This window comes from Streptomyces sp. 130 (assembly GCF_007096885.1).
Lineage (GTDB): Bacteria > Actinomycetota > Actinomycetes > Streptomycetales > Streptomycetaceae > Streptomyces.
In genome coordinates this window covers 1-12,946 of the sequence record NZ_VJNO01000071.1, presented here as the reverse complement: position 1 = coordinate 12,946, position 12,946 = coordinate 1, and the positions used below count along the sequence as shown (strand labels likewise).

Genomic DNA, 12,946 nt, shown 5'->3' with positions numbered 1-12,946 from the left:
GGGGGGGGGGGGGGGGGGGGGGGGGGGGGGGGGGGGGGGGGGGGGGGGGGGCCCCCCCCGGGGGGGGGCCGGGGGGCCCGGGGGGGGGGGGGGGGGGGGGGGGGGGGCGCCTGCGGCGGGCCTCGTCCCCTCCCCGCCCCTTCCCGGAACCGGGGCTCCGCCCCGGACCCCGCGCCTCAGACGCCGGCGGGGCTGCATTCGGTCAGCGCCCCCGCAAAGGTGCCGCTACTTCTCCGTCACGCCCGCCGAGTCGAACGTCGCCACCTCGTGCATCGCACGGGCCGCACTCTGCACGATCGGCAGGGCCAGCAGCGCCCCCGTGCCCTCGCCGAGGCGGAGGTCCAGGTCGACCAGCGGGCGCAGGCCCAGCTTGTTGAGCGCGGCCACATGGCCCGGCTCCGCGCTGCGGTGGCCGGCGATGCACGCGGCCAGGGCCTCCGGGGCGATCGCCCGGGCCACCAGCGCCGCCGCGCCCGCGCTCACGCCGTCCAGGATCACCGGCGTGCGGAGCGACGCGCCGCCCAGCAGGAAGCCGGCCATCGCGGCGTGCTCCAGGCCTCCGACGGCCGCCAGGACGCCGATCGGGTCCGCCGGGTCCGGCTGGTGGAGTTCCAGGGCGCGCCGCACCACGTCGATCTTGCGGGCGTGCATCTCGTCGTTGATGCCGGTCCCCCGGCCCGTCACCTCGGCCGGGTCCATCCCGGTGTACACGCAGATCAGCGCGGCCGACGCGGTCGTGTTCGCGATGCCCATCTCGCCGGTCAGCAGGCCCTTGTTGCCCGCCGCCACCAGATCGCGGGCGGTCTCGATGCCGACCTCGATCGCCGCGTGGACCTCCTCGCGGGTGAGCGCCGGCCCGGTGGTGAAGTCCGCCGTGCCCGCCCGTACCTTCCGGGGCAGCAGGCCCGGCATCGCGGGCAGTTCCGCGACCGCGCCCACGTCGACCACGCACACCTCCGCGCCCACCTGCGCCGCGAACGCGTTGCACACCGCGCCGCCGCCGAGCATGTTGGCGATCATCTGGCCGGTGACCTCCTGGGGCCACGCCGTGACGCCCTGCGCGTGCACCCCGTGGTCGCCCGCGAACACCGCGACGGCCGCCGGCTCCGGGATCGGCGGCGGGCACATCCGGGAGAGCCCGGCCAGCTGGGCCGAGATGATCTCCAGCATGCCGAGCGCGCCGGCCGGCTTCGTCATCCGCTTCTGGCGCTCCCACGCCTCACCGAGCGCCTTGGCGTCCAGCGGGCGGATGTTGGAGATCGTCTCCTGGAGCAGATCGTGGGGCGCCTCGCCGGGCAGGGCGCGGCGGCCGTACGTCTCCTCGTGGACGACCCAGGACAGCGGGCGCCGCTTCGACCAGCCCGCCTGCATCAGCTCCGGGTCCTCCGGGAACTCGTCCACGTACCCCACGCAGAGGTACGCCACGATCTCCAGGTGCTCCGGCAGCCCCAGCGCGCGCACCATCTCGCGCTCGTCGAAGAAGCTCACCCAGCCCACGCCGAGGCCCTCGGCCCGCGCCGCCAGCCACAGGTTCTCCACGGCGAGCGCCGACGAGTACGGGGCCATCTGCGGCTGGGTGTGCCGGCCGAGCGTGTGCCGGCCGCCCCGCGTCGGGTCGGCGGTCACGACGATGTTGACCGGGGTCTCGAGGATCGCCTCGATCTTCAGTTCCTTGAACTGCTTCGCGCGGGCCTTCGGCAGCGACTTGGCGTAGGCCTCGCGCTGCTGCTGCGCCAGCTCGTGCATCGAGCGCCGCGTCTCGGCGGACCGGATGACCACGAAGTCCCACGGCTGCGAGTGGCCCACGCTGGGCGCCGTGTGCGCGGCCTCCAGGACGCGCAGCAGCACCTCGTGCGGGATGGGGTCGCTGCGGAAGCCGTTGCGGATGTCCCGGCGCTCCCGCATGACCCGCAGGACCGCTTCCCGCTCGGCGTCGTCGTAGCCGGGGGCGGGGGGCGCGGCGGGCGCCTCTCCGGGCGCCTCCTGCTGTACGGGCTCCGCCGGTGCGGGCTCGGCTTGTACGGGGTCCGCCTGTACGGGGTCCGTCTCGTCGCTCAGGTCCGGGGTCTCGATGACCTCGGGGGCGGGCTCGGGTGCGGCTGCCTCCGGCTGTATCGACTGTTCGCCGGCCGGTACGGCCTCGGGCTCGACGGCGGGTACGGCTTCCGCCACGGCCACGGCCTCGGGCTGCGGCTCGGGGGCCGGTGCGGGCTCGGCCACGGCCTCGGGCTGCGGCTGCGGCGCGGGCTCGGGGGCTGCGACGGGGTGCGGCTCTGGGGCCGGTGCGGGGTGCGGCTCGGGGGCCGGCGTGGGCTCCGGTGCCGCGACCTGGGCGGGCTCGGGCTCGGGGGCCGGTACGGGCTCCGGCACCGCGACGGGCTCGGGCTCCGCCACGGCCACCGGCTCCGGTGCCGCGGCCGGTACGGGCTCCGGGGCCGGAACGGGGGCGGCCTCGGCGACCGGGGCCGACTCGGGCTCCGCGACCGCGACCGGGACCGGGGCAGGCTCGGGCTCCACCACGGCGACGGGCTCCGGTGCAGCGGCCTGGGCGGGCTCCACCACGGCCGCCACCGGCTCCGGCTCCGCAGCCGGAACGGGCTCGGCCACCGCAACGGGCTCCGGGGCGGCGACGGGCTCGGCCACCCCCCCGGGCTCGGGGGCGGCGACGGGCGCGGCCACCGCGCCGGGCCCCGGCGCCGCGACGGGCGCGGGCTCCATGGCCGGCTGCTCGGCGACCGGCGCCGGGGCCTCCGGCGCCACCGCGTCCGCGGCCTGCGCCTCGACCGCGGGAGCCACCGGCTGCACGGGGGGCTCGGGCGCGGTCTGTTCGGGGGCGGCCGGCGCCTCCGGCGCGACGGGCGCCCAGGGCTGGGCGGCCTGCGGCGGGATCGCGCCGAGCTGCGGACCCGGAAGGGGCTGGTCCGCCGGCTGCGGGTCGAAGTATTCGGGTTCGGCCGTCGCCGGGCCCGCGTGGCGGGCCGGGGGCGCTCCGGCCGGGCCGCGGTCGGCGAGGGAACGGACCACGCCGGCCCCCGACGTACCGCCGTAGGACGGCTCGGGCGAGGCCGGGCCCCGGTGCAGCGGGCGGCGCACGGAGGGCTGCGCCGCGGGCGCGGGGACGCGGACGGCGCCGAGGTCGACGGAGCCGGAGTCGCGGCCTCCGGACTCGTGGGTGCCGGGGGCGGTCTCGGGCAGCGGCGCGGGGGCGGCCTGGTGCATCGCGTACGCGGGGGCCTGCTCCTGGAGCTGGACGGGGCCCTGGGCGTGCGCCGGGTCGGCCGGCTGGGGGTGGAAGTGCGGCTGGTACCCGCCCTGCGCGGCGGGGTCCGCGTAGTGGTCCGTCGGCTGGGCCGCCGGCTGGGGTTCGCCCCAGGCTCCCTGTGCGCTCGGCATCAGGAGGAGGTCGTCGTCCTCAGGGGTGTGCGCGGAGGGTTCGAGGTAGGTGTAGGAGTCGGGCGCGGGGACGCCCGGCTGCTCCACCGTGCCCGCGTTCTCCGGCAGTCCCTCGCCCGGGACCCGGCCGGTGTCACTCATGCGTTCCCCTCGCCCATCGTCAGTGCTCCTTCGGCCCTTCGCCCGGGACGCCCGGACACGGCACGCGGTGCTCGTCCGGTGGAACGAGCGGGCGCGCCGCGCGGCACGAATCGGTCGCGGACATCCTGCATTCTCGCGGTCGTTCGCCGCCGCGGCAGCTCATTTCGCCACGGCCCGCTGTGGACTGCGCCACGTCGCGCGTCCCAGGGTGCCGCCGTACCACAACGGGCACCAAAACGGTCCCCTTTTCCGGACATTGATGAACGAAGCAACGAACGTCCGGGAGCGGTGCGACGATCGGCCAGCCTACCTCGCACCGCTTGCCGACGGGTCAGGGGGCAAGGTCCGAACGAAGTGCGGAAAGCAGAAAGACGACCGTGCGTTCGCGCTCCGACCAGGCGGTCGTGTCGAGTTCGACGGACTGGAGGAGCGAGCAGCCGACCGTGTAGCCGTTCCCGGCCAGGGCGGCGCCCAGTGCCTCCGCCTCGTCGCGGGTGGAGGCGTGCGTGACGATGCGCTCGGGGCGGCGGTCCGCGACGGCGGTGGCGACGGGGACTCCGCCGCCTCCGATGCGTACGACGTCGGGCTCGGGCAGCCGTTCCAGTACGTGCGGGGCGCGGCCCTCGACGACCTGGAGCTGTACGCCGAAGGCGCGGGCGGCGGCCGTGGTGCGGGCGCAGGCGTCGGGGTCGCTGTCCACGGCGAGGACCGCCGCGCCGAAGCGGGCCGCCTCGACGGCCAGCGCGCCGCCCCCGGAGCCGATGTCCCAGACGAGGTCGCCGGTGCGGGGGCCGAGGTGGGCGAGCTGGGCGGCCCGCAGGACGGGGCCCTCGCCCTCGCCGCTCTCCCCCGCCGGGCGGGCGCCCGGGTCCGGGTAGGCGCCGGCGGGCAGGGCCCATCCCCGTATGCCCTGCGGGTAGGCGGGGTGGCGGCCGGCGATCCAGGCGCCGTCGGCCTGGCGTTCGGGGCCCCCGCCGATGACGATGACGACGTTGGGGTCGCGCCAGACGTGGTCGGCGGCGGTGTCCGAGGTGACGACGGTGACCTGTTCGCGGTCGGTGCCCAGCTCCTCGCAGATGACGAACGTGCGGTGGACGCCTTCGAGGAGCAGGGCCAGTTCGGCGGGTCCGGCGCCGGGCGAGGTGAGGACGGCGACCTTGTGGTGGGCGCGGCAGACGTTCACCGCGCGGCGCAGGGTGCGGGGGTGGGCGACGACCGTCTGGGCGTCCTCCCACGGCATGCCGGCGCGGGCGAAGGCGGTGGCGACGGAGGAGACGGCCGGGACGACCTCGACCTCCAGGCCGTGCTGCGGGGCGCGCAGGGTGCGGACGACGCCGAAGAAGCCGGGGTCGCCGTCGGCGAGGACGACGGCGCTGCCGCGGTGGCCGGCGATCCGGCGGGCGGCGAGGTCGACGGAGCCGAGGCGGATGCGTTCGGCGCTCGGGGGGACTTCCGGCAGCGCGAGGTGGTGGGCGGCTCCGGCGACCAGGGTCGCGGCGGAGAGCGCTGCGGTGGCCGCTCTGGTCAGCGGCGAGCCGTCCCAGCCGATCACTGTGACCCGGTCGGCCATCTTGGTGTCATTCTCCTGGAGTCGTCGCAGGCGGGGCGGGTTGCCCGGGGGGCGGGCAGGGTGAGGTTACCGGGTCCCCGCCGGCCGGCTGCCGGGGCCCCGGCAGCCGGTCAGTTCCAGTCGTTGTAGGTGCCGTATCCGCCGGCGTCGGCGAGCTGCTCGGCGACGCCTTCGAGGTCTTCGGGAAGCAGGCCCCAGACGATGACGTCGGTGCGGATGTCGGTCCAGCCGCCGTCCGTGCCGTTCTCGGTCCGGGTGCGCGCTATGCGGGCGTTGCGCAGTACGCCCTCGCTGATGCAGCCGAGCTTCTGGGCGACCTGCTGGGAGGCGGTGTTGTCGGCGGCGGTGCGCAGTTCGAGGCGCTCGAAGCCCTGGTCGCGGAAGAGCCACTGGGCGACGGCGAGCACGGATTCGGTGGCGTAGCCCTCACCGCGGGCCCAGGGTGCGGTGATGTAGGCGGCCTCGGTGGACAGGGTGCGCCAGTCGGTGTTGCGGAGGCGTACGGAGCCGACGAGGCGCTGGGTGAGGAACTCGGTGACGGCCAGGGCGATCCCGTCGCCCTTGGTGCGGTGCGCGGGAGCGATTCTGCGCACCCAGCGTTCGGCGTCGACCTGGGTGTAGGGGTGGGGTGCGTCGGTCCAGGCGGTGACCAGCTCGTCGTTCATCATCTCGATGTACGCGGGGATGTCCGCCATGTCGAATGGGCGCAGCACCAGCCGGTCCGTGCTGATGGAGATGTCCGGGAAGGTGGAAGTCATGCGCAGCTCCATGCCGAAGACCGTGTAAATGCACAGCATGCAGCATCGCCGGGGGCGTGTGCATGGCCGGGTCGGTGCGGCGGAGCCCCGCGCCCCTTGGGCGGGGTGTGCGGGGCTCCTGGGGCAAGTGGCGCGTACGGGTCAGGACTTGGCGTCACCGAAGGCCGGGACGACCGAGCCCTGGTAGGTGTCCTCGATGAACTTCTTGACCTCGTCGGAGTGCAGGAGCTTCACGAGCTTCTGGACGCGGGGGTCCTTCTCGTCGCCCTTCTTGACCGCGACGATGTTGGCGTACGGGTTGCCGTCGGCCTTCTCCAGGACGAGCGCGTCCTTCGCGGGCTTGAGGTCGGCCTCGATGGCGTAGTTGCCGTTGATGACGGCGGCGTCCACGTCGCCCAGGGCGCGCGGGACCGTGGCGGCCTCCAGCTCCTTGAACTTCAGGCCCTTCTTGTCGGTGATGTCGCTCAGCTTGGCGCTGGTGCCGACGCCGTCCTTGAGGGTGATGAGGCCGTTCTCGGCGAGCAGCTGGAGCGCGCGGCCCTCGTTGGTGGTGTCGTTGGGGACGGCGACGGTCTGGCCGGACTTGATGGAGTCGAGGCTCTTGACCTTCTTGGAGTAGAGGCCGAGGGGTTCGAGGTGGACGGCGCCGACGGAGACCAGGTGGGTGCCGTTCTTCTTGTTGAAGTCGTCCAGGTAGGGCTGGTGCTGGAAGAAGTTGGCGTCGACCTGGCCGGTCTCGGTGGCGGTGTTCGGCAGGACGTAGTCCGTGAACTCCTTGACCTCCAGCTTGAGGCCGGCCTTCTCGGCGAGGTTCTTCTCGACGAAGCCGAGGATGTCGGCGTGCGGCGTCGGGGACGCGGCGACGACGAGGGCCTTGGAGGTGTCGGCGCCGCCGCTCTCGGAGGACGGGTCGGAGTCCGTGCCGCAGGCGGTGAGGCCGAGGGCGAGGGCGGTGGTGGCCGCGGCGGCGGCGGTGATCTTGATGCTGGTACGCACGAAAAGTGCCTCTTTCAGTGGTGATGGTGGAGCGCCCGGACAAGGAGTGCGGGCTTGATGAGGAGGAGAAGTCAGGAGGTGCGGCCCCGGCGGGCCAGCAGGCGGACGGCGAGGTCGCCGATCAGCTGGACGAGGGTCACGATGACGATCAGCAGCGCGACCGTGATCAGCATGAACCGGTTGTCGAAGCGCTGGAATCCGTAGGTGACGGCCTTGGAGCCGAGCCCTTCGCCGCCGACCGCTCCGGCCATCGCCGAGTAGCCGATGAGCACGATGACCGTGGTGGTGATTCCGGAGACCAGGGACGGCAGGGCCTGCGGCAGGAGGACCTTGCGGACGATCGTCGGGATGGAGCCGCCCATCGACTGGACGGCCTCCACGAGCCCGTGGTCGACCTCGCGGACCGCCGTCTCGACCAGCCGGGCGAAGAACGGGATGGCGCCGACGGCGAGCGGCACGATCATCGCGGTCGGGCCGATGAAGGTGCCGACGACCCAGGTGGTGAACGGGATCAGGGCGATCAGCAGGATGATGAACGGCAGCGAGCGGCCGATGTTCACGATCACGCCGACGACCTTGTTCACCGGGGTGTTCTGGAGCAGTCCGCCCTTGTCCGTGAGGACGAGCAGGACGCCGAGGGGCAGTCCGGCCAGGACGGTGACCAGGGCGGACCACAGCACCATGTAGAGGGTGTCGACGGTGCCCTGCGTCAGCAGCGGCTGCATTTCGGACCAGGTCACTTCGCCGCCTCCTCGGTGAGCGGTGCCGGTACGGGGGCGGGCGCGGCGGCCACGATCTCGGCCTGGAGTCCCTGCTCGCGCAGGAAGCCGATCGGGACGACGTTCTCCTCGAACCGGCCGGGCAGTTCGATGCGCATGCGGCCGATCTGCCTGCCGCCGACGGTGTCCATGGCGGCGCCCAGGATCGAGATGTCGATGTTGTACGTACGGGAGAGCTGGGAGATCACCGGGCGGGCGGCGGCCTCGCCGTGGAAGGTGACGTCCACCACGGTGCGGTCGGGCGCGGAGGCGGTGCCGCCGACCGGGAACAGCTCGTGGGCCAGCTCCGAGCCGGGGGTGGCGAGCAGTTCGCCGACGGTGCCGGACTCGACGACCCGGCCGCCCCGCATGAGCGCGGCGGAGTCGCAGATCGTCTTGACGACGTCCATCTCGTGCGTGATGAGCAGAACGGTGAGCCCGAGCTGCTGATTGAGGTCGCGCAGGAGCTGGAGGATGGAGCGGGTGGTCTCGGGGTCCAGTGCGGAGGTCGCCTCGTCGGACAGGAGCACCTTGGGGTCGCCGGCGAGGGCGCGGGCGATGCCGACGCGCTGCTTCTGGCCGCCGGAGAGCTGTCCGGGGTAGGCCTTGGCCTTGTCGGCGAGGCCGACCAGGTCGAGGAGTTCGAGGGCCTTGCGGGAGCGCTCGCGGCCGGTGACGCCGAGGATCTCCAGGGGGAGTTCGACGTTGCGCTGCACGGTGCGGGAGGCCAGCAGGTTGAAGTGCTGGAAGACCATGCCGATGCGGCTGCGCGCCTCGCGCAGCTCCTTGCCGGCCCGGCGGCCCCGGCCCGCGAGGGCGGTGAGGTCCTGGCCGGCCACGGTCACGGTGCCCGAGGTGGGGCGTTCCAGGAGGTTGACGCAGCGGATGAGGGAGGACTTGCCGGCGCCGCTGCGGCCGATGACGCCGTACACCTCTCCTTCGCGTACGTGGAGGTCGACGCCGTCCAGGGCGGTGACCTCGCGGTCGCGCGAACGGTAGACCTTCGTGAGGCCCGTCGTGGTGATCACAGGGGTTTCCGTCACTGTCGAGTGCGCGGCGCGGTGTCCGCCGGGCACGGGGCATGCGTCCGGGGTGAGCCGGACGTTTTCGATCGGACGTTCCGAGCGGCTTCCCGGAGCGTCCGGGCGCGGCGGTCACCGCGGGCCGGGCCCGTGCGGGCGGCCGGGAAGGGGTCTCGCTTCGGGGCGCGAGGCTCGGTCGTGGGCCCTCAGAAGGCGCGCATTCGACCCGTACAACGAGCACCGGGCGTCGTGATCGCCTCGGTCGCAAGGGTGCGGCTGCTCGTCGTGGTCATGAGCACAAGTAAAACAGACGTGAGTTCGCGGCCCGGCCGGCTGTCCGGATAGCGGACAGTCGCGGATGGGCCGGAGCGACCGTCTCGTATCGGCCGTGATTTTCCAGCCACACCGTCCTGACCTGCGGCGATGCGCTCAGGGCGGGGCCGGCCGCGCCACTCCCCCGACGCCCGGGTGCGGTGCGCTCTGTGGTCAAGGCCACGATCACCCGGCCTTGCCGCCGTCGCCCCGGCGGACCGGGGGCGAGGACGGCGGCCCCGGCGCGCCGTAATACCCTCGGCTCATGCTCGACGCCCTGACGGTCGCGGTCGCCGTGGCCGCCCTCGCCCTCGCCGCCTGGTGCGGATACGCCGCCTACCGGGACCAGCCCACCAAGGACTGGCACTTCATCGGCATGGCCGTCGTCTCGCTGCTGGCCCTGGCGCAGCTGGTGACGGGGATCGTGCAGCTGGCCCGCGGCGAGCGGCCCGAGCAGGGCATGACCATCTTCATCGCGTACCTCGCCGGGGCGTTCCTCGCCGTGCCGGCGGCGGGGTTCCTGTCGCTCAGCGAGCGGACCCGCTGGGGCTCGGTGACGGTGGCGGCGGGCGCGGTCGTCCTGGCCGTCCTCGAAGTACGGCTCTACGACATCTGGGGAAGCTGACCGTGACCGACACCGACACCACGCAGGCGGCGGCCGGCGAGAAGCGGCCCTTCGACCTCGGCTCCGGCCCCGGCCGGGTCCTCGTCTGGTTCTACGGCGTGTTCACCGTGGCGGCGGCATCCCGTTCGATCGTCCAGATGATCCTGGACTTCGGCCGCGCGCCCCTGGCCTATGTGCTGTCGGCGGTCGCCGCGGTGGTCTACGGCTTCATCACGTACTCGCTGGTGCGCGGCGGCGAGCGGGCCCGCCGGACGGCGCTGGTGTGCTGCGCGGCCGAGCTGGCCGGGGTGCTCATCGTGGGGACGTGGACGCTGGTGGAGCCGTCCGCGTTCGCCGACGCGACCGTGTGGTCGTACTGCGGCCGGGACTACCTGTTCATCCCGGTGATCCTGCCGGTCACCGGGATGATGTGGCTGCGCCGCGCCCGGACCGCGTAGCGGCGGCAGGCGCGGCGCCCGTGCCGTACGGCTAGGCGCTGGCCACGTACGCGGCGGGGGCCTGGGCCTCCTTCTCCAGCAGGATCATCCTGACCCCGTCGCTGCCGGTCGCGTTGCCCACGGCGGCGTACCCCGCGCGCTGGTAGAGCCTCAGATTGCCCTCGCTGCGGTGGCCGGTGTGCAGGCGGAAGCGGGTGGCGGCGCGCTCGTCGGCGAGGCCCGCCTCCGCGGCGCGCAGCAGCCGGGCGCCGAGGCCGTGGCCGCGCAGCCGGGGGTGGACGCAGAGCCTGCCGATCCGGCCCGCGCCCTCCTCGTCGACCGAGCCCCGCACCGAGCCGACGACCTCGTCGCCGAGCCGCGCCACGTAGACCAGGTTCTCCGCGATCTCGGCGCGTACCGAGTCGAGGGTCTGGACGAGCGGGTCGATGCGGTAATTGCCGTACAGCTCCGCCTCGCTCTGGAAACAGAGGTACTGCAGCTTCAGAATCTCTTCGGCGTCCCGCACGTCCGCCGCCGAGATGATCACGCTCATGCCCATGTGCGCATGCCTCCCGCTCACCTGATCCGCCGGTTGTCTCCCGCTCCTTTCCCACGGTGCGGGAGCGACAACCTCCGCCGCGAGCATTCTGCGCAGACATCCAAGGCATCGGGAACGGATGGGGCCCAAACTCCCCTGTGACATAGCCAACTCCCCTGCGATGTGACGGGAGCCGGGTGCTGACGGGAGTCGGGCCCGCCGTCCTACCTCTTCGCCGCGAAGTCCGCCGCCGCGAGCAGGGCGGTGTCCGGGTTGTCGGAGAAGATCCCGTCGATCCCGGTCGCGAAGTACGCGGCGAACGCGCCGAACGCGTCCCCGTACGCGTTGGGGTCGCTGCCGCGCCGGAAGTCGGCGGGCAGGAAGGTGTTCTCGTTGCGCATCGTGTACGGGTGGAGGACGAGGCCCTGCGCGTGGGCGTCGCGCACCAGGGTGGTGGGCTCGGTGAGCCGCCCGGCGGCGTCCTTGGGGATGACCAGGTCCAGGGTGGGGCCGATGCCCTGCGCGAAGGAGGCCATCCACTTCAGGCCGGCCGGCTTCACCAGGTCGTCCGTGGTGCGCGGGTCGCCGGACACCTGGAAGTCCCAGGGCCTGGTGCCCGCGCCCGAGAGCAGGACGATGCGCGGGGTCGCGACGAGCCGGGCCAGGCGCTGGACGCTGCCGGGCTCGAAGGACTGGAGGATCGCCGGGGACTGCGCGCGGTGGCGTCCGTAGCGGCGCAGCAGCTTGGCCAGCGGCTCCTCCAGGCCGAGCCCGAGGCCCCGGAAGTAGCTGGGGTGCTTGGTCTCGACGTACAGCCAGACGGGCTTGCCGCGGCGGCGGCCCTCGCGGTCGGCCCAGCGCAGGACCTCCTCGAAGGTGGGGACCTCCCACCGGCCGTCGTAGAGCGTGTTCTTCTGGCGGTTGGCCGGGATGCGCTCCTTGGCGCGGAGCGTCTTGAGCTCGGCGAGGGTGAAGTCCTCGGTGAACCAGCCGGTGAGGGAGACGCCGTCGACGGTCTTGGTGGTCCGGCGGTTCGCGAACTCGGGGTGCGCGGAGACGTCGGTGGTGGCGGTGATGTCGTTCTCGTGGCGGCAGACGAGGTGGCCGTCGCGGGTGGGGACGAGGTCCTGCTCGATGATGTGCGCGCCCATGTCCAGGGCGAGCTGGTAGGAGCCCAGCGTGTGTTCGGGGCGGTAGCCGCTGGTGCCCCGGTGGCCGATGACGGTCGGGACCGGCAGGTCGAGGCGGTGGCCGCCGTGGCCCCCCGGTCCGCCGTTCCGGTCGGCCGCCTGCGCCGTTGCGGTGATGCCCAGGGCGGCGGTGCCGAGGACGGCTGCCCCCGCCCCGACGACGGTCCGGCGTCCCGGCGCGGCCTGCGCACGCTCTGTCATGAATGCTCCTCGCATGTGATGTACGGCACCTGTCGAGCGGGGATCGAGCGTAGGCAGGGGTACGGTCACGGGGGCGGCACCTGGACGAACATGGCGCGAACACATGTCAACACGGCGTATCCGTCGCGTGAACCCGATGTGCGATCGGCCGGTACCCGCGAGTATCGTCCTCACCTGCATGGACCTTCACCATCCGTCGCCCGGCCGGCCCCGGCCACAACACCGGAGGAAGCGTTGTCCCGTCTCGCACTCATCAAGGCAGTGCTCGGACCGATCCTGCGCCTGATGTTCCGTCCCCGGATGGAGGGCATCGAGAACATTCCGGGCAGCGGGCCGGTGATCCTGGCGGGCAACCACCTGACGTTCATCGACTCGATGATCATGCCGATCTGCTGCGACCGTCCGGTGTTCTTCATCGGCAAGGACGAGTACGTGACGGGCAAGGGCCTCAAGGGCCGGCTGATGGCCTGGTTCTTCACGGGCGTCGGGATGATCCCGGTGGACCGGGACGGCGGGCGCGGCGGTGTCGCGGCACTGATGACCGGCCGGCGGGTGCTGGAGGAGGGCAAGGCGTTCGCGATCTACCCGGAGGGCACCCGCTCCCCCGACGGCCGGCTCTACCGGGGCCGTACGGGCATCGCGCGGCTGACGCTGATGACGGGTGCGCCGGTGGTGCCGTTCGCGATGATCGGCACGGACAAGCTCCAGCCGGGCGGCTCGGGTCTGCCCCGGCCGGGCAAGGTGACGGTGCGCTTCGGTGAGCCGATGGAGTTCTCCCGCTACGAGGGCATGGACCGCGACCGCTATGTGCTGCGGGCGGTGACCGACTCCGTGATGGCCGAGGTGATGCGGCTGTCCGGCCAGGAGTACGTGGACATGTACGCCACCAAGGCGAAGGCCGCCTGATCCGGCGGAACGTACGAGAGGGCCCGCGCCCCCCCCGGCGGGGGGGGGGGGGCCCCCCCGGCGCGGGCGCCGCGGGGGGGGGGGCCGCCGCCCCCCCCCGGGCCCGCCGCCGGGCCCCCC

General features: G+C 73.5%; 11 protein-coding genes. 3 read left to right on the top strand and 8 right to left on the bottom strand.

What is annotated here, in order from left to right:
• Positions 1–225 precede the first annotated feature (225 nt).
• From cobT to FKN01_RS31540, 6 genes are all read right to left on the bottom strand, one after another.
• Entirely contained in the window at positions 226–3,534 is a 3,309-nt protein-coding gene (gene cobT / locus FKN01_RS31565) for a nicotinate-nucleotide--dimethylbenzimidazole phosphoribosyltransferase (RefSeq protein WP_143626082.1), read from the bottom strand.
• Between the two features lie 331 nt (positions 3,535–3,865).
• Positions 3,866–5,104 carry a precorrin-6y C5,15-methyltransferase (decarboxylating) subunit CbiE gene (gene cbiE / locus FKN01_RS31560; protein ID WP_143626081.1) on the bottom strand — a complete coding sequence of 413 codons (1,239 nt, stop codon included), beginning with the start codon at positions 5,102–5,104 and terminating at the stop codon, positions 3,866–3,868.
• A gap of 110 nt (positions 5,105–5,214) precedes the next feature.
• Positions 5,215–5,901 (bottom strand): GNAT family N-acetyltransferase, encoded by a 687-nt coding sequence (locus tag FKN01_RS31555; RefSeq protein WP_143626080.1) that lies wholly within the window; start codon positions 5,899–5,901, stop codon positions 5,215–5,217.
• A 102-nt stretch (positions 5,902–6,003) separates the two neighbouring features.
• Complete coding sequence (locus FKN01_RS31550) at positions 6,004–6,858, bottom strand: MetQ/NlpA family ABC transporter substrate-binding protein (protein WP_143626079.1); 855 nt, start codon at positions 6,856–6,858, stop codon at positions 6,004–6,006.
• Positions 6,859–6,929: 71 nt separating this feature from the next.
• A complete protein-coding gene (locus FKN01_RS31545; protein WP_143626078.1) occupies positions 6,930–7,598 on the bottom strand; it encodes a methionine ABC transporter permease in 669 nt (222 codons plus the stop codon).
• Positions 7,595–8,644, bottom strand: a complete 1,050-nt coding sequence (locus FKN01_RS31540) for a methionine ABC transporter ATP-binding protein (RefSeq protein ID WP_185993072.1) — start codon at positions 8,642–8,644, stop codon at positions 7,595–7,597. The genes FKN01_RS31545 and FKN01_RS31540 overlap by 4 nt, the downstream gene beginning before the upstream one ends.
• A gap of 571 nt (positions 8,645–9,215) precedes the next feature.
• Here FKN01_RS31540 and FKN01_RS31535 point away from each other — a divergent pair.
• Together FKN01_RS31535 and FKN01_RS31530 are read left to right on the top strand one after the other, a co-directional pair.
• A complete protein-coding gene (locus FKN01_RS31535; RefSeq protein ID WP_018103833.1) occupies positions 9,216–9,575 on the top strand; it encodes a hypothetical protein in 360 nt (119 codons plus the stop codon).
• Between the two features lie 2 nt (positions 9,576–9,577).
• Positions 9,578–10,012, top strand: a complete 435-nt coding sequence (locus FKN01_RS31530) for a hypothetical protein (protein ID WP_143626076.1) — start codon at positions 9,578–9,580, stop codon at positions 10,010–10,012.
• A gap of 31 nt (positions 10,013–10,043) precedes the next feature.
• Here FKN01_RS31530 and FKN01_RS31525 read toward each other — a convergent pair whose 3' ends face one another.
• Complete coding sequence (locus FKN01_RS31525; RefSeq protein ID WP_143626075.1) at positions 10,044–10,550, bottom strand: GNAT family N-acetyltransferase; 507 nt, start codon at positions 10,548–10,550, stop codon at positions 10,044–10,046.
• A gap of 203 nt (positions 10,551–10,753) precedes the next feature.
• Positions 10,754–11,920, bottom strand: coding sequence for a glycerophosphodiester phosphodiesterase (locus tag FKN01_RS31520; RefSeq protein WP_143626074.1), 1,167 nt, complete (start codon positions 11,918–11,920; stop codon positions 10,754–10,756).
• A 234-nt stretch (positions 11,921–12,154) separates the two neighbouring features.
• Here FKN01_RS31520 and FKN01_RS31515 point away from each other — a divergent pair, with 234 nt between their 5' ends.
• Positions 12,155–12,826 (top strand): 1-acyl-sn-glycerol-3-phosphate acyltransferase, encoded by a 672-nt coding sequence (locus FKN01_RS31515; RefSeq protein WP_143626073.1) that lies wholly within the window; start codon positions 12,155–12,157, stop codon positions 12,824–12,826.
• Positions 12,827–12,946 lie beyond the last annotated feature (120 nt).